Genomic DNA, 17,629 nt, shown 5'->3' on the forward strand with positions numbered 1-17,629 from the left:
ACTCTATCCCCCTAATAACTTGTAAGAATTTCCATGAATTTTTCATAGGGTGATCTTTCTTCTCTCATTTTTAAGGTATCTCTTAATGCTTCTACTTCATCGGTTATTATATTATCTACTCCCATGTTTATTAATCTTTCCATTTTCCAATTATGGTTTACTGTCCAAACGTGTATTTCTTTACCATTAGCATGAATTTCATTTACAAGATTACTACTTATTATAGATTCTTCCATACTGTAAAAGTCTGACTTTATGTTGGTCAAATCTCCTTTTACTATATACATTATATATCCTGTTTTTATTTTAGGATTTAGTTCTTTTACCTTTTTTATATCGCTATATTCCAATGAAGTTACAACACAATTATTTATTATATCATTATCTTCTATTATTTTTACTACTTTTTTCACTAAATTTTTAGAGTAAATATCTCCCTTTATCTCTATATTTAATTTTATTTTATCTTTGGATACATCTATAACCTCTTGCAGGAGAGGTATTTTCTCTCCTTTAAACTTCTTATGAAAATGCATTCCTATATCTATATTTTTTATATCTTCATAATTCATTTCCCATACATTTTTATTTAATTTTGCCATTCTTTTTAAGTTATTATCATGAAATACTATAATTTCTCCGTCTTTAGTTTCTTTTACATCTATTTCTGCATAGTCTGATTTAGCCTCTATTGCCTTTTTTACAGATGAAATAGTATTTTCAGGAGCTTCTTTAGTATTTCCCCTATGTGCAGTTACTTCTACTGTATATTTTTGTTCAATTATTTCACTTGTAATCATTCCTATTAATAAAGTTGAAAATAAAAATATAATTGTGAATATCTCTATGAACATTTTTTTATTTTTAAATATTTTATCTAGCAAACTATCTTTTTCTTTTATCTTAAGGTTTAAACTAGGTATAGTTTTATTTTCATTTATATATGCAAATTTATAATACATTCTTGTAGTAAATTGAACCTGTATAGGTATGTATATAAAAGAAAGTAACACTGCTCCCATTTGATGAAAAAATACTATACCACCTAAAATAAATTTTCCTGAGTAAGATCCATAACTTATATTTTTAGATATATTTGCTACTAAACTCATCCATAATACAAGTATTATAAAATATAAAATACCATTTAATATAGAAAATGTTACATATCTTTTTATAAATTCTTTAAGATTTCTTTTAACCAGTTGACCACTTTCTTTTAAAGCCTTTGTTGCAGACTTATTTTCTAATATTATAATGTGTAGAGAAAATATCCACCTTAAAGCAAAATATATCATTATCATCATTAATATATATTGAAATACAATGAGAATATTATCACTATATATGTAATCCTCTATAAAGTCTGGAATTTTCACAAAGGATGTGAAACTACTATTGATTCCTATATCTAGTAATGGCACAAATAAAAAAAATTGAATTAAAATAAAGATACTTCCCACTCCAAATATTTTATAAAATCTTTTAAAGCAATATTTAAAAATATCTGCATAACTACTTTCTTCTTTTCTTAAATATAATTGATTACTTATTATTATTAATCCACCTATTTCACTTAGTATTATAATATAAGCTAATATAAACAACATAAAAAGTGTTATAGCTCCTTCTTTTGAAAGTCCAAATTTTATTATTTCACCATTTACTAAAGGGAATCTATCGCTCTTATGTATTAGTATATTTATCAAGAAATTAAATATAGGTAATATTATTATACTTAGTAGTATTTTCGTACCTATTTGATATTTTATTAATCTAAAAAAACCATATTTTATATCCTTAAATATATTTATTATATGGGCAAAAGCTCCATTTTCTCTCATACATGCACCCCCTTGTTATATAATACACATTTATAATAATAGGTTACATTATATGTACTGTAAATATTCTTATCTATTTTATAAGAAAAAAATAAGAAAACAGTCTTAATTTATATTAAGCTGTTTTCTTATTTCATATATTTTTAAATTTTAAACTGTGAAACATACAAATTATGATAAAATCCTTGGTCTTGCATTAGAGTTTCATGACTTCCTCTTTCTATAATCTCACCATTTTTTATAACCAATATTTTATCCGCTTCTTCTATGGTTTTTAATCTATGAGCTATTACAAAACTGGTTCTACCTTTCATAAGATTTTTTAATCCTTTTTGTATTTGAAGTTCTGTTCTAGTATCTATATTACTTGTTGCTTCATCAAGAATTAGTATATCTGGATTAGAAAGTATTACTCTAGCTATAGATAAAAGCTGTCTTTGACCATGACTTAGATTTTCACCCTGTGATGTAACAATAGTATCATATTTCTTTGGTAAATGCTTTATAAAGGAATGAGCATTGGCAAGTTTAGCCGCTTCTATTATTTCCTCATCTGTAGCATCTAACCTTCCATATCTAATATTATCCTTTATAGTTCCAGAAAATAAATAAGTATCTTGAAGAACTACTCCAACTCTATTTCTTAAAGATTTTATATTGTATTCTTTTATGTCTAAATTGTCTATTTTTATATCTCCATTATTTATATCATAAAATCTTGTTAATAGATTTATTATAGTAGTTTTACCTGAGCCCGTTGGTCCAACTAAGGCTATAGTTTCTCCTGAATTACACTGAAAGTTTATGTTTTTTAATATAGGAGTATCTTCTTTATATTCAAAATTTACATTTATAAAATCCACTTCTCCTTTTAAACTTTCTATTTCAATTGCACTATCTTTATCTTCTATATCTGGAACTTCATCTATAATTTCAAAAACTCTTTCTCCTCCAGCTATAGCTGATTGTATTGTATTATATAAACTAGCTAATTGATTTAAGGGTCTTGAAAACTGTCTTGAATAGTTTACAAAACTTGCAATTATACCTATAGTTGCCATACCCTTTAGTGTTAAAATTCCTCCTATAGCTACTACCAATGCAAAACCTAAATTGTTTATAAAATTCATAATAGGACGCATTGCACCAGATAATATTTCTGCTTTAGTTGTCTTTCCTTTTAACATATTATTTTTCTCTTCAAATTTATTAAATACATATTCTTCCCTATTGAATAAAGCTATTATATCCTGTCCTCCAATAGTTTCTTCTATTAACCCATTTAAATCACCTAAGATTTGTTGTCTTTCTACAAAAGACTTCTTAGTTAGTTTTCCCAAATACTTAGTTATGAAAAACATAATAGGTATTATTATAAGTGTGGATAGAGCCATAATTGGATTTAAAAGAAACATTGCTATTATAACTCCTACTATAGTTATAATACCTGTAAGTATTTCTACTACACCTTGAGTTAAGGCATTATTTAAATTATCAATATCATTAGTAGCACGGCTCATAATATCTCCATGAGCATTATTATCAAAGAATTTTAAGGATAACTTTTGTAGCTTTGAAAATAATTCTCCTCTTATGTCTTTTATAGTTCTTTGAGATACTATAACCATTATATAGGTTTGAATCCATGTAAATATAGATGTTAAAATATATATTATAGCTAATATAGCTATAATATATATAGTTCCCTTTAAATTTTTAACTGCTATATATTTGTCAATGGCAACACCTATAAAATAGGGGCCTAATATTCCTAATACAGATGTTACTAATACCAAGAAAACTACTGTCCATAAAGCCTTTTTGTTTTCTTTTTTTAAATATTGCCAAATTCTTTTAACTGTTCCTTTAGTATCTTTGGCTTTTTTTACAGATCTAAAGGCGTTTTTTCTTTTAGACATTTTCCTCCTCCTTTCCACCTTGAGAAAGGTAAATTTCTTTATATACATCACAATTATTTAATAATTCTTCATGGGTTCCCTGCCCTACTAATTCGCCATCATCTAATACAAGTATTACATTAGAATTAATTATAGAAGATATTTTTGAAGCAATTATAAATGTAGTAGTTTCGCTAAATTCATCTTCCAATGCTTTCTTTATAATTCTTTCAGATTGGGCATCTACTGCACTGGTAGAATCATCTAATATTAAAATAGATGGATGCCTTACTAATGCTCTTGTTATAGATAACCTTTGTTTTTGTCCTCCTGATAAATTTGTAGCTTTTTGAGTTAATTCATAGTTAAATCCATCCTCAAATTTATCTATAAATTCCATAGCACAAGCAGCCTTAGCTGCCTTTTTCATTTCATCTAACTTTGCATTTTCTTTACCATATTTAATATTTTCTTCTATAGTTCCAGAAAACAATAATGCCTTTTGGGGTACCATTCCTATAGATTTTCTTAGAGAAGGAAGTTTTATATCTCTAACATCCACTCCATCTATTAATATTTCTCCACTACTTACATCGTAAAGTCTTCCTATAAGTTTTACTAAAGTAGATTTACCGCTTCCTGTGGAACCTATTATGCCCACTTTACTTCCGCTTTCTATTTTAAAGTTAATATTTTTAAGAACTAAGTCATCTTCATTATAACTATAAGATACATTTTTAAATTCTAATTCTCCTTTAATATTATCAAGTTCTTTGGAGTTTGGATTATCTTTTATAGTTATTTCTGTATCTAATACTTCTATTGTTCTTTCCATAGAAGGAACAGCTCTAGTTATGTGAACAAATATCATAGCTATCATCATCAAAGATATTAGAATTTGAATAAGATAGTTTAAAAATGCCATAATTTGACCTATTTGAATAGTTCCTTTGCTTACATTAACTGCACCAATCCATAGTGCTGCTATCATAGCTGCGTTAATAATCAAACTTACTATTGGAATTAAAATAGATATTAATTTCATTGCATCTATGTTAGTTAGAGTTAAATTTTCGTTTACTTTTTCAAATTTTTTTATTTCATAATCTTCTCTTACAAAGGCTTTTACAACCCTTATGCCAGATAAATTTTCCTGTATGGATGTATTTACTCTATCTAAAGCTTCTTGAACTCTTTTAAATAAACCACCTACTCTTTTTCCCAGAAGTATTATAACTATAAGAATTAGTGGAATAACTCCTAAAAGTATTGGCGATAATTCATAAGCACTTATGAATACCATTACTATACTTCCTATAAATAAAAGAGGTGCTCTTACAACTATTCTAAGCATCATCATTACTGCCATTTGTATGCTGTTTACATCATTAGTTAATATAGTTATTAATTTACCACTTTGAAATTTATCTATATTTTGACCTGAAAACTTTTGTATTTTTTTATATAAATCCCTTCTAATATCTGTGGATAGATTCACTCCTGCTTTTGTGGAAAGTATTATACACATAACACCACCAAAAAGACCTAAAAAAGCAATTAATATCATAAGGGAACCTATTTTAAGTACATAGCTTAAATCTCTGTTTGCTATACCTATATCTATAATATTTTGCATAAGCCTTGGCTGATATAAATCCATAGCCACCTCTAAAACCATAAAAAGCGGTCCCATAATAGCTAGAAATTTATATGGCTTTAAATATGCAAATATTCTTTTAAAGGATGCCATATTATCTCATTTCCTTTCTTTTTAAATTATTATTTATTTTTGCCAAAATATTATCAAAAATCTCTCTTTCTTCTTTTGAAAGTCCTTCAAAGCAACTTTCTTCAAAGTCTTTATAAACTATTTTTATAGTGTCCATTACTTCATAAGCTTTAGAAGTTAAGTATATCCTGTTCACTCTTAAATCTTTTTCATCACTTTTTCTTTCTACGAAATCAGATGATTCAAGCCTTTTTACCATTTTTGTTATGGTTGCTGGTGCTATGTGTAGTCTACTACATAATTCTTTTTGAGTAAGTCCATCACTTTTAGAAAGAATAAATAGTAAGGCAGGTTGACCCCTATAAAGACCTATCTTATTTAATTCTTCTTCTAACCCCTTAAAAGTTCTACCACAAACTCTTAAATGATTCGTAATTAAACTGTTTTCTATATCCATATATACCTCCATTATTTAGCCGGCTAATAAATTGCATAGTATTTATTATATTCAATAGTATTATAAATGTAAACGGATATTTATGGAAAATTGCAGCACACTTTTCTTAGTTAATAGCTAAAATAGTCTATGTAGAAATTAGTTGGAAAAACCCCTATGTGTTAACACATAAGGGTTTTTATTAGCCTTGTAAATTTCTTAAAGAAATTTCTTTATTAGTTATTCTCTATTCACTAAAGAATATTTACTAAAAATTATTATTTTCTTAACATAATTTCATATACTAATTTTGCAGTATTATTTAGATTTTCTACAGTTATAAATTCTTCTGTAGTATGAACCTTTGACATACCAGTAGCTAAGTTTACTGATTTTATGCCATTTCCATTAAATACATTGGCATCACTTCCTCCACCAGAGGCTGCTGGTTCAAAGGTTACTCCTATTTTATCACAAGCTTTTTTAACTGTTCTAACTATTTCATCTTCTACATCTAAATTAACAGGATCATAGCTATGAATTACATCTATATCTATAGTTACTCCAAATTTTTCTGCTGCTTTATTAAAACATTCTAACATATGTTCTGTTTGTTTCTGTAATTTATCCTTATTTAAACTTCTAGCTTCTGCCATTATTTTTACTTCTGGACAAACTATGTTAGTTGCTTTACCACCTTCGATGATACCTACGTTTGCTGTAGTTTCTTCATCTATCCTAAGAAGTTTCATATTGCTAATAGCTTCTGCTGCTACTTGTATTGCACTTATACCTTCTTCTGGTGCTACCCCTGCATGGGCTGCTTTTCCGTTTACTTTAACATTTATTTTAGCCTGAGCTGGTGCTTTTATTATTACTTTTCCAACATCTCCACCACTATCTAATATAAATGCTTGTCTAGATTTTATTCTTGAATAATCAGCATTTTTAGATCCCTTTAAACCGATTTCTTCACAAACAGTAAATACTACTTCTATAGGACCATGGGATATATTGTTTTCTTTCATTGTTCTTATAGCTTCAAGTATTGAAACTATTCCTGATTTATCATCTCCACCTAATATTGTGTCTCCACTACTATATATAACTCCATCTTTAATAACTGGTTTTATACCTATCCCTGGAGTTACTGTATCCATATGGCAGCTAAATAATATTGGTTCTATATCTAAATCACCTTTTAAGTATCCATAAACATTGGTTCCATTGGATCCTACTTTTTCTCCAGTGTTATCTGTAGAAACTTCCATACCCAATTCTTTCATATCTTTTATAAGAGTTTCCATCATTTCTTTTTCATTTAGACTTTCACTGTCTATTTGAACATATTCTAAAAACTTATTTAATAATCTTTCTTCTTTTATCATTTCTTACCTCCTATGATGAATTATAAAATTTCATTTTTTAAATTTTCTTAATATATTTATACTACCATTTAAAGTATGATTTATCAATTATATAAAAAAATTTTTATATATAATATAATTTGCTTTTAGAGGAATACTATTTGTAACTCAGATAAATATCTATATTGTAGAAAGGGGTTTTTTATTTATGGCTCTTACAAATAAAGAGAAAGCATATATTGAAGATAATCTAAATGCTGAATACTTATGTATAAGAAAATATGAGCAATATGCATCTATAGCAGCTGACCCACAATTGAAGCAAATGTTTACAGACTTAGCAAATAAGGAACATGAACATGCAGATACTCTTAAAGGTATGCTTGCTGGCAGCAATATAACTCCTCAAAATATTTTTGAAAGTTATACTAGTCCTACTGGCGACCAATCTAACATTCAAAGTAGTCTTGGTATTACAGATGCTCAACTACTTGATGATGCTTTAGCCACTGAAAAACATGTTTCAAGTACTTATAATACTTCTGTATTAGAATCTATGGATCCTAATATAAGACAACAACTTCAACATATTCAAAAAGAAGAACAAGAACACGCTGAAACCTTATTTAATGCAATGCATTCAAGAGGATGGTATAAGGTAGATTAATTCAAAAGAGACAGACTTTAAAACATGAAAAGCCTGTCTCTTTTTATCATTTTATTAGAGAATTTTCGTTTATATTGCTTAATTTTATTAGTTGCAGTGCATCCCTTGCTGTTATTTCCGATAATAATTCTAGCTTGTCTATGTATTTTAATATTCCTTCACTTACTTGAATTCTTCCTGATGAATTTTTCACTCTTTCTATAAATCCTTTTACATTTTCTACACCTACTTTATAATCAAACACAGAGAAAACTTTAAATCTAAAGAAATCTAAGTAAATATCTTTACTCTTTTCCCATTCTTCAAAACTATTTACATTAGCAAATATTATTTTGATTATATTATCTATTACTCCATTTATGTTTTCTATGTTTTCTTCATATATAAAACTTATAGAATCGATTTCTACAAAACAATTAGCAAGTTCCTTCATTATAGAATTTACTATGTTTTCAACTTGATCTTCTTCAAATAAAAAGTGTAGTTTTGCAAAGCTTTTATTATTGTAAAATCTTCCTTTAAAATATGCTATAAAATCTTCGAAATCCTCTGCATTATTACCTAATTCTATTTCAAAAAGCATTTTAAAGAATAAATTCCATTGGAAATCATCATTTATGGAATTTAACATAACATTTCCAATGATTCCACAAAACTCGTCTTCTATACAAATATGCCTCTCAAATTCTATTTTCTTAGTAAAATCCATTTCATTCTTACCTATTTCATTTAATCTAGATAAGGTCTTTAATAAAGTTTGATTATAATCCTCTAAATTTTCCGCATTATTTGTTCTAAATATGTACTTCATTATAACATCACAGGATCTTCTAAAATCTACAATTAACCCCATATGATTTCTCATTTTTGTAGAAAAGATATCATAGATTATTTTAGCCATCATCATCTCTAGCTGTGATTTTCTAATGGTAGGATCTATAGTATTAAGTTGATTAACCTGTTTATAAATAAGTAATAGTTGATTATCTATCATAGATAAATTCTTTTTAATAGAACCCATTATGTTTCTAAAAAAACTGTCTTCTAACATATAATTATTATTTTTATATATAACTTTATGTTCTATTTCTCCCCAAAATATATTAACTAGAGATTTTATCTGAAGTTCAAAATTAAATTTTCTTTCTCCATATTCATAAAAACCATCTATTCTAAATATCTCAAATCCATTTCTTTGTTGTTGAGGTTGCTCTCCTGTTAATTCCAATTTTATATTCTCATTTATTTTATTATAATAATAACCATCCTCATCTTTTTCATGAAAATTCTTTTTAATTTTTTCATAGATATTATTTTCATCTTCAATGAATCTACATTCAATTCTTATACCTATTAGATCAGAAAGATTTTCAAATAACTCTTCTGAAGATTCATATTTTTTATAGTAATTATTTCTTATTATCTTTTCTTTAAGACTTTTAGGGGATTTAACTCTTGAATTTACATTTAAAAACCCTCCATTTTCCCCTTCTAGTGTTTCCTCAAAATACACCTCTATTTCTTTACATACATTTTCTAAATCTTCCTCTAAGTCTCTTAAATGTGCAAGAGACTTATCAATGAAGTGAAACATTCGCAGTTCCATAAACTTCCTCCTAATCTTACCAACATATGCTAATATATTTATTTTCAATATAAGTTTACCATATTCAACATAGAAATGGTAAAATCAATAAAAAATTTAACAAAAATTATACTTTTATTAATTTCAATAAAATATTACATATAAAAACAGACTAACCTTTTTAGTTAGCCTATTTTTAAATTAATATATTTATTTTTCCCAAGGATTTTTTTCAGGTTCTGCCCCAAAGTATTGATAATAGTAACATTTTATTCTTCCATTATACAGTTTTCTATTCTTATCTGATTTTTCACCAAAACAGTTCTCAAAATCTTCATAGGAAGTAATTACAAAATAGGACCAATCCTTTAGCTCTTGAAATGTTCTTCCCATATCTTCATATAAATTTTCTACTTCTTTAGCGTTTCCTATTCTTTCTCCATAGGGTGGATTTGTTATTATAAATCCATATCTTTTTTTATTTCTAAATTCTTTCATATCCATCCTTTGAAAGGCTATATAATCTGCTACTCCAGCTTTTTCGGCATTATCTCTGGCTGTTTTTAATACTCTTCCATTTATATCTGACGCTAATATTCTAAATTCTTTATCGTTAATTGAGTTTCTAGCATATTTTCTCATATCTTGCCATAAGTTTTTAGGTATTATATCCCAATCTTCTGATACAAAATTTCTATTAAGCCCTGGTGCTATATTTTTTCCTATCATAGCAGCTTCTATGGGGATAGTTCCTGATCCACAGAAAGGATCTGCTAATATTCTAGAAGGTTCCCATTTGCTTAAAAGCACTAAAGCTGCTGCCAAAGTTTCCTTTAATGGAGCTTCCCCTGCAAATTCCCTATATCCTCTTTTATGAAGTCCTGGTCCTGTAGTATCTAAAGTTAGAGTTACTATGTCCTTTAAAATAGCCACTTCTATTTTATAAGTAGCTCCGTCCTCTGAAAACATTTCCTTATTATATTTCCTTTTCATGCTTTCAACTACTGCCTTTTTAGTTATTGATTGACAGTCTGGTACACTAAAGAGTTTTGATTTTACAGACTTTCCTGTTACGTGCATAAAACCTGTTTCTGGAATAATGTCTCCCCATTCTACTTTTAATGTACCTTGAAATAATTCTTCAAAGCTTTCTGCTTTGAATTCTGCCATTTTTATAAGAACTCTATCTGCTGTTCTAAGCCACATGTTACAAGTGACTATATCCATTTCACTTCCTTGAAAGGTTACTTTACCGTTCTCTATAATTAAATCCTCATAACCTAATTCTCTTAGCTCATCTGCTACTACTTTTTCTAATCCAAAAGTGGCAGTTGCAATTAATGTATAATCCATATTTCTTCTCTCCCATATACTTTAGATTTTATACCTTATAGTATATCTTATTTTTATGATTTTAACCTATGAAATCTCTTTTACATCACCTAATGTAGATTCTTGAGATACTTCTTTCTTAAATTGCTTCTTTAGCCAAATGGCCATTATTATAGTTTCTAAAAAAGCTAGTCCATCCGCTGCTGTTTGACAAAACATTACACCATTTAACCCCATAAATTTTGGCAGTACATACATTAAAGGAATATAGAATATTCCCTGTCTAGAAATAGATAATATAAAAGCTCCTACTGCCTTTCCTAAAGCTTGAAATAGCACTGCATAAGTATTTACATACCCAAAGAGTGGAAATAATAAACTTGCTGCTCTAAATGCTTTTATACCTATATCTATAACTTCTCTATCTCTTGTAAATATAAGCATACATTCTTTTGCAAAAATTATAAATAAAAGAGATGTTATTATAGCAGCTATTGTACTCCATCTAATGGATATTTTTATAGATTCCTCTAACCTAGTAAAGTTTTTAGCTCCATAATTGTATCCTGCAACTGGCTGAAATCCTTGTCCTATTCCAAACACTATATAAAATCCTATAGACATAACTCTAAATACTATACCCATTGCAGCTACTGCTGCATCACCATAAGGTTTTGCTCCTAAGTTCATAAATCCTAGAGCAAAACTTGCCAATACTTGAGTTACAAAAATAGGAATACCTATCTTAAGTATTTCAAAAAACATATTAAATGTTGGTTTAAAAAGATTAATTTTAAAATTTATATAATTTCTATTTGAATAATAATATCTTAAAAGAAAAATAAAGGATGTTAATTGAGCTATAACCGTAGCAATGGCAGCACCTTTTATACCCATATTAAAGTTAAACATCAGTATGGGATCTAATATTATATTTACAACAGCCCCTACACAAGTAGCTATCATACTATACCTTGAATTCCCCTCTGCTCTAATAGTGTTGCTCATAATAGCTGTTCCAATAGTAAAAATAGAACCCAATACTATTACATATCCGTATTCTTTAGCATAGGGCATTATGGTTTCTGTTGCTCCATACATCAATAAAAATTCATCTAAAAATACTGTGGCAATTACCGTAAAAATCAAACTGAATATACATCCCATTATTATAGTAGATGTTAGGGTTTTATCTGCTTCCTCTTTTTTCTTTTCTCCCAACAGTCTTGATAAATAAGAAGCACCTCCTGCCCCAAACATAACCCCTATAGCTCCAATGAACATAAATAATGGGTAGACTATAGATACGGCGGCAATAGCACTGGTATTATCTAACATACCAACAAACATGGTATCTACAATGTTATAAATAGCATTAATTAACATAGCTATTATGGCAGGTACTGATAATTTTAAAAGCACCTTTGATATACTCTCTTTCTCCATCATTTCTGCTGTAGATATTGTATTTTTCATATTCTTTTTTTGTCTAATGAAAGCCTAGCAAAGCTTAGACTGTCCTCCCTTCATGGTCTTATTTTTTTAATTTTTTAAACCTAGGCTTTGTGAAATAAATATATATTCTAAGAATATAACATTTATTAATATACCACGTTTCCTATATTTTTTACAAACTTAAAATATTAATTTCTTTTAGTGAGGAAAATCACAGAATTAAACTAATATATGTGGTATTATAAAATTTGTGTAATCATATACATTTTGAATATTTATTAAGTTTTAAACAATATAAGGAGGACAATATGAAAAAAATTGGTATTATAAACTGTTATGAGGTTTCAAAACGTTGCTCAGGCTCTGGATGTTTTAAAGCTTTTAATAATAATACAGGTGCTTTTGAAGATTATTCTGATGAAGATAAAGAACTCATAAGTTTTGTTCATTGTAATGGCTGTGGTGAGCAATCTATAGAGGAAGTTTTATCAAGAGCTAAAAAAATGAAGAAAATCGGAGTAGAATATATACACCTTTCTTCCTGTATAAGATCTAAATGCCCCTGGTATGATGAATTTATTAAAGAACTTTCAAAGGACTACAAAGTGGTAGGGTATACTCATAATAAAAAGAAAAAAGATTAAATCCTAATATAATTTGAGGTATCATTTTCACTACATGAATATTTTTTTATGATCTACTAAAACTATATTTAAATTAACTAGTAAGGAGAAAGATTATGAATAGTGAAAACAAGTTACCTGATAATTCAATATCTTACTGGATTGAATCTACACCAGAAACAAATTATCCATCTTTAAAGGAGGATATAGAAGTAGATGTAGCAATTATAGGCGGAGGAATAGCTGGCATTACTTCCGCTTTTCTTTTGAAAAATGAAGGAGTTAAAGTTGCTATTGTAGAAGGTTATAAAGTTGCTAATGGAACCTCTGGGTATACTACTGCTAAAATAACATCTCAACATGACTTAATATATCATAAAATAGTTACAAATATGGGACTTGAAAAGGCTCAGCAATATGCAGATGCTAACGAATATGCTATAAAATTTATAAAAGATACTATTAGTGAGTATAATATAAATTGTGACTTTCGTACTCTTCCTGCTTATGCCTATACTATGGAATCTCAATATATAAATGAAATTGAAAAAGAAGCGGAAATCACTTCAAAATTAGGCATTAACTCAAAACTTTTAGATGAAATCCCCCTTCCATTTAAAATAAAATCAGCTCTTTGTTTTGAAAATCAAGCAGAATTTCATCCTCGAAAATATCTTTTGCCTTTAGTTGATAAAATACCCGGTGATGGAAGCTATGTATTTGAAAATACACGAATAGTAGATATAGAAAAAGGAAACCCTTGTAGTATTATAACTGAAGATGGCAATAAAGTTATGGCTTCTAATGTCATTATAGCTACTCACTATCCCTGTTATGATGGATTAGGCTTATATTTTACAAGGCTTTATGGTGACATATCTTATGTCCTCGGAACAAAAATAAATGAAGATTTCCCAAGGGGTATGTTTATAAATGTGGAAGAACCTGGTCGTTCTCTTAGAAGCCAAGTTTGTAATGGGGATAAATTAATACTTGTAGGCGGCGAAGGACATAAGACAGGTCATGATAACAATACAATACAGCATTATAATAATTTAAAACTATTTGCTGAAAATAACTTTACTGTAGATAAATTTTTATATAGATGGGCAACTCAAGACTATATAACCCTTGATTCTGTTCCCTACATTGGCAATTTAACTTCTTCTATAGAAAATATTTATGTTGCTACAGGATTTGGTAAATGGGGTATGACTAGCGGTACTGTTTCTGGCATTTTATTAAAAGACCTTATCTTACATAAGGAAAGTCCTTGGCAGGATGTATTTAGCCCTTCCAGAGTTAATTCTTCTAATGCCCTTAAAAACTTCTTTGTAGAAAACTTTGATGTAGCTAAAGAGCTTGTAAAAGGTAAACTCAGTACTATACCTGATAATATAGAAGTTAATAATGGGGAAGGAAAAGTTATTGAAATTGCAGGAGATAAATATGGTGCCTATAGAGATAATGATGGTGTTTTACATATAGTTGATATAACCTGTACGCATTTAGGTTGTGAACTTAAATGGAATGATGCAGAAAAATCTTGGGACTGTCCTTGCCATGCTTCAAGGTTCACCTATAAGGGAGATATTATGGATGGTCCTGCTATTAGAAAATTAAATTATTATAAAGATGAACCAAATAATATTGACCCAAATATACTCTGATCTTATTTATAATTTAAGAAAAGCAAAGGTGTTTAAAAATTTATTTTTTAAACACCTTTGCTTTTCTTAATTAATTTAATTCTCTTAAAGCTACTTCTTATTTATATTTTTCTTATCGCCCTAGACTTTTCCAATGTTCATAGGCTACATTTAATTCAGCTAGGGCTAAACCCTTATCTTTAGCCATAATGGCTCCCTTAAGACGAGCTAAGCTTGCATCTAATTCGTTCATTTCAGATCTTTCAGAACTAAATTGTATTCTCTTTACAATTTTATTCCAAGCATCTTCTAACTTTTCTCTATTTTTATCTGCTACTTCCCAATTTTCATCATTTACATCTTCTATAACTATTTCTATAAATCCCACTACATCATCATCTTTTCCCATAGGTCTTTTTAAATAATTACCACTAAGCATAACTAATATAAAAATGACTAATGTAATAATAGGGATACCTTTAGCTAAATTTTTTTTCATTTTATCACTCATAATATCACCTTTCTTACTATTATAGCGGTCCTTTATAGGTACCATCCTTAGTTACATTTTCTTTTTTCATTAAGTCATTATATTTATCTGCATAGAAATTTCCCGTATTATCCATAGTAGCTAAAAATACTTCTGATGGATCATTTATATTTCGTTTTTTCAATTCTTTCTTTAACCACTTTTTATCTTTTTTAAACCATTTTAAATGTTCTTCTATAATTAAACCATCATAAATTACTTCTATACTTATATCTGATGGAGAAGGTGATATATTCATATCCTGAGGCGTTACAGGTAAATATTCTTCCTTTTTAAGAACAGAAATTTGACCATTTGGCTCTATTATTGCAAATTTAACCTGTTTTAAATCAAATATATCTTTGTTTCTAAGAAGTTGTAAAATATCTGCTGCTCTATACTTCATGGTTTTCAATGCTTCTTCCATTATTTTACCATTAACAATTACAATTGTGGGTTCGCCATCTATATATTTTGCCATTGTTCTCTGTTTCAATGTTATAAGCTGCATTATGTAACCAAGTATTGCCCAACTTATTAGCGCAACCCAATGTGGCCATGCTCTAGTTGATAAATCCGTACTTAATGTACTAGCGGTAGAACCAATTGTAATACCTAGTACATATTCGAAAAATGTAAGTTGACTTACTTGTTGCTTTCCTAGAACTCTAGCAAAAATAAGAAGAGAAAAAAATCCTATAATAGATCTGATGACTACTACTAAACCTTCATTCATTTTCATTTCCCCTTTTTTGTTACTTACATATTATTGTCTATCAAAATTATATAATTATACTAAAATGTAGTAAAAACTTAATAAAAAATAGGCTATCTAAACAATATTATTTTAGATAGCCTATTTTTGATCAGGTTAGATTTATCCTAATACATATTCAGCTAGTACACTTTGCAATTCATATATATTTAAACTTTTATTAAATTGTTTTTCTACTGGTGTGGAACTACCTGAAATCCATATCTTTAACTCTGCATCTAAATCAAAATGTCCAACTGTTTCTATGCTAAAATGAGTTATTGCTCTATAAGGAATTGAGTGATATTCTGTTTTTTTACCTGTTACACCCTGTTTATCCACTAATATTAATCTTTTATTAGTAAATATAAACATATCTCTTATGAGCTTATATGACTTTTCTATTTTTTCATTTGGAGCTAAAATATGTGCGTATTCTTTTTTTACTTGTTCTGAGTTCACTTCTGAGGCATTTCCCATTAATCCATCAAAAATTCCCATGTTAATATCTCCTTTATTTTTTAATTTCATAAGCATTTAATAATAAACGTAAAGTATCATTCTTATCATTAATTTTTTGATATGGAACCATATAAGTAAATCTAGTACTTTTTTCATTCATCATTGTTAATGCTGTATTCCACTTTACTTCTCCTATATCTTCAAGAGGTACTCTTTTAGTATTTTCTATCTTATTCCCTTTAACTCTTCCAATACACGTATATGCCTTTTTATGCTCATTATCTACATAAGTATAAATTATGATATTAGTTTTAGGATTAAATTCTAAAAAAAGATATCCACTATTTTCATCTGAAATTGTAGTAAATTTATTTTTCAAAATATCATATTTTACAATTTTACTTTTTCTATGCCTTTTATTTGTCTTTTTATCATAAACTATAGAATAAATATACTTTCCATCATCAGATATTTCCATACAATCATACATGTAGTCTTTTTGGGTATTCTCTATCTTTTTTATTTCATTAGGATTACTAAGATTATATTCATATATATATTCATATATATTTTCACCTTTGCTTACATAAAAGGCATCTTTTTCTTTGCTATACATAAATGACTTAAATAGAGGTATTTTCATATCATTACTTTTAACAACTTTACCTGTATTAATATCTAACATTCTTATATTTTTAAATTCTTCTTTACCATATTTTTTTATAGTTACAATACTTATATATTTATCACTACCCTTTACAAAACTTATATTAGCACCATATTTACTCATTTCATCTTGAACTTCTGTTAAGTCCCATATTTCTTTAGATTTATTATTTATTAAATCATAAATCCATAATTTATTATTTTTTGAATATATAAGTTTATTATTTTTGACTTCATAGTTCATATAAGTAAATATTGTTACATCTTCAAGTGTATCCACTTTAGTTGCTTTAGATGTTTTTACATTTACATTATATATATCATTTATTTCATAATTGTCATGGGAGTGCATTCCAACAAAATTTTCATCATCCTTCCAACAATAAGGTCCAATGTTTACATATCCTAAATTTGAATTGTTAATTTTTGATATGCTTAAATTATCTTTATCTTGTTTTTTAAATTCTTCTTTAATGTTATCACTTATTATTATATCATTTTTAGAATTATTACATGCTGATAAAATTAAAATTACAAAAATACCCATAGAAATAATAATAAACTTTTTGTAACTTTTTATATTCATAATTCCTACCTCCTTGGATTGTATTGTAATCACTATATCATTTAATT

General features: G+C 27.7%; 15 protein-coding genes. 3 read left to right on the forward strand and 12 right to left on the reverse strand.

What is annotated here, in order from left to right; all coding sequences use genetic code 11:
- Positions 1-11: 11 nt before the first annotated feature.
- From B5D21_RS09725 to B5D21_RS09745, 5 genes are all read right to left on the reverse strand, one after another.
- Positions 12-1,844 carry a glycerophosphodiester phosphodiesterase gene (locus B5D21_RS09725; RefSeq protein ID WP_011098732.1) on the reverse strand — a complete coding sequence of 611 codons (1,833 nt, stop codon included), beginning with the start codon at positions 1,842-1,844 and terminating at the stop codon, positions 12-14.
- A gap of 143 nt (positions 1,845-1,987) precedes the next feature.
- Positions 1,988-3,763, reverse strand: coding sequence for an ABC transporter ATP-binding protein (locus B5D21_RS09730; protein WP_035111057.1), 1,776 nt, complete (start codon positions 3,761-3,763; stop codon positions 1,988-1,990).
- Positions 3,756-5,492, reverse strand: a complete 1,737-nt coding sequence (locus tag B5D21_RS09735; protein ID WP_011098730.1) for an ABC transporter ATP-binding protein — start codon at positions 5,490-5,492, stop codon at positions 3,756-3,758. Before B5D21_RS09735 ends, B5D21_RS09730 begins: the two co-directional genes overlap by 8 nt.
- 1 nt (position 5,493) lies before the next feature.
- Positions 5,494-5,928 carry a MarR family winged helix-turn-helix transcriptional regulator gene (locus B5D21_RS09740; RefSeq protein ID WP_052040428.1) on the reverse strand — a complete coding sequence of 145 codons (435 nt, stop codon included), beginning with the start codon at positions 5,926-5,928 and terminating at the stop codon, positions 5,494-5,496.
- Positions 5,929-6,185: 257 nt separating this feature from the next.
- The gene (locus tag B5D21_RS09745; protein ID WP_011098728.1) at positions 6,186-7,295 is read right to left on the reverse strand and encodes a M20/M25/M40 family metallo-hydrolase; all 1,110 of its coding nucleotides are present in this window, start codon (positions 7,293-7,295) and stop codon (positions 6,186-6,188) included.
- Between the two features lie 187 nt (positions 7,296-7,482).
- Between B5D21_RS09745 and B5D21_RS09750 the strand changes: the two genes are divergently transcribed.
- A complete protein-coding gene (locus B5D21_RS09750) occupies positions 7,483-7,941 on the forward strand; it encodes a spore coat protein (protein WP_011098727.1) in 459 nt (152 codons plus the stop codon).
- Positions 7,942-7,987: 46 nt separating this feature from the next.
- On the opposite strand, the gene B5D21_RS09755 is transcribed toward B5D21_RS09750, so the two are convergent.
- From B5D21_RS09755 to B5D21_RS09765, 3 genes are all read right to left on the reverse strand, one after another.
- Positions 7,988-9,547, reverse strand: a complete 1,560-nt coding sequence (locus B5D21_RS09755) for a GTP pyrophosphokinase (RefSeq protein ID WP_052040427.1) — start codon at positions 9,545-9,547, stop codon at positions 7,988-7,990.
- A 189-nt stretch (positions 9,548-9,736) separates the two neighbouring features.
- Positions 9,737-10,879 carry a THUMP domain-containing class I SAM-dependent RNA methyltransferase gene (locus B5D21_RS09760; RefSeq protein ID WP_011098725.1) on the reverse strand — a complete coding sequence of 381 codons (1,143 nt, stop codon included), beginning with the start codon at positions 10,877-10,879 and terminating at the stop codon, positions 9,737-9,739.
- Positions 10,880-10,945: 66 nt separating this feature from the next.
- Positions 10,946-12,334 carry an MATE family efflux transporter gene (locus B5D21_RS09765; RefSeq protein WP_011098724.1) on the reverse strand — a complete coding sequence of 463 codons (1,389 nt, stop codon included), beginning with the start codon at positions 12,332-12,334 and terminating at the stop codon, positions 10,946-10,948.
- A gap of 287 nt (positions 12,335-12,621) precedes the next feature.
- Between B5D21_RS09765 and B5D21_RS09770 the strand changes: the two genes are divergently transcribed.
- Both B5D21_RS09770 and B5D21_RS09775 read left to right on the forward strand, forming a co-directional pair.
- Complete coding sequence (locus tag B5D21_RS09770; RefSeq protein WP_023437258.1) at positions 12,622-12,957, forward strand: CGGC domain-containing protein; 336 nt, start codon at positions 12,622-12,624, stop codon at positions 12,955-12,957.
- A gap of 95 nt (positions 12,958-13,052) precedes the next feature.
- On the forward strand, positions 13,053-14,606 hold the full coding sequence (locus B5D21_RS09775; RefSeq protein ID WP_011098722.1) for an FAD-dependent oxidoreductase: 1,554 nt from the start codon (positions 13,053-13,055) through the stop codon (positions 14,604-14,606).
- 112 nt (positions 14,607-14,718) lie between these two features.
- Here the strand turns inward: B5D21_RS09775 and B5D21_RS09780 are convergent, their stop codons facing one another.
- From B5D21_RS09780 to B5D21_RS09795, 4 genes are all read right to left on the reverse strand, one after another.
- Positions 14,719-15,084, reverse strand: a complete 366-nt coding sequence (locus tag B5D21_RS09780; protein ID WP_035111202.1) for a DUF4363 family protein — start codon at positions 15,082-15,084, stop codon at positions 14,719-14,721.
- Between the two features lie 31 nt (positions 15,085-15,115).
- Positions 15,116-15,850, reverse strand: coding sequence for a DUF421 domain-containing protein (locus B5D21_RS09785; RefSeq protein ID WP_035111051.1), 735 nt, complete (start codon positions 15,848-15,850; stop codon positions 15,116-15,118).
- A 141-nt stretch (positions 15,851-15,991) separates the two neighbouring features.
- Positions 15,992-16,369, reverse strand: coding sequence for a PH domain-containing protein (locus tag B5D21_RS09790; RefSeq protein ID WP_023437254.1), 378 nt, complete (start codon positions 16,367-16,369; stop codon positions 15,992-15,994).
- 13 nt (positions 16,370-16,382) lie between these two features.
- Positions 16,383-17,582 carry a hypothetical protein gene (locus tag B5D21_RS09795; RefSeq protein WP_035124508.1) on the reverse strand — a complete coding sequence of 400 codons (1,200 nt, stop codon included), beginning with the start codon at positions 17,580-17,582 and terminating at the stop codon, positions 16,383-16,385.
- Positions 17,583-17,629: the final 47 nt, after the last annotated feature.

The sequence above is a fragment of the Clostridium tetani genome (assembly GCF_900167265.1).
GTDB lineage: Bacteria > Bacillota > Clostridia > Clostridiales > Clostridiaceae > Clostridium_G > Clostridium_G tetani.